Source organism: Streptococcus oralis, from assembly GCF_003942875.1.
GTDB classification, from domain to species: Bacteria; Bacillota; Bacilli; order Lactobacillales; family Streptococcaceae; genus Streptococcus; species Streptococcus oralis_BX.
The window spans coordinates 1-514 of the sequence record NZ_RMVK01000022.1; the positions used below are offsets into that span (position 1 = coordinate 1).

Annotated in this window: 1 protein-coding gene; it reads right to left on the reverse strand. The window is 46.4% G+C overall.

Annotated features, from left to right (window positions below; translation table 11 throughout):
- Window positions 1-514, reverse strand: a 514-nt coding sequence (locus D8844_RS10365; RefSeq protein WP_185757691.1) for a prealbumin-like fold domain-containing protein, incomplete at both ends; no start/stop codon positions are given.

The following is a 514-nucleotide window of genomic DNA, read 5'->3' on the forward strand; positions in this document are numbered from 1 at the left end:
TGGTGCCAAGTTGAGATCTTTAGACTTACCAGCTTCTGAAGTCCAGCTTTCTACAGCTGTACCTTCTGCCTTATCGCCCTTATAGATCTTGATTTGAGCGCCTGCGATTTCCGTACCACCAAGGCTAACCTTACTGAAGGTAATCTTACGTGGGAGGTCATCGTCTTTATCGGTTACAGTTACAGTTGAACCGTTTGTGGCAACTTTGTTTTCTTCACCCTTAGAGTCTTTTTCACCAACATTGGTCACTTCCACTGTGCCGTCATGTTTGACTTGGAAAGTGATGTCCGTTACTTTGAGGTAACCTGTTGGGGCTGCTTCCTCATGGAAGGTGTAAGTACCTGGGGCCAAGTTGAGATCTTTAGACTTACCAGCTTCTGAAGTCCAGCTTTCTACGNCTGTGCCTTCTGCCTTATCGCCCTTGTAGATCTTGATTTGAGCGCCTGCGATTTCTGTTCCACCAAGGCTAACCTTGCTGAAGGTAATCTTACGTGGAAGGTCATCGTCTTTATCG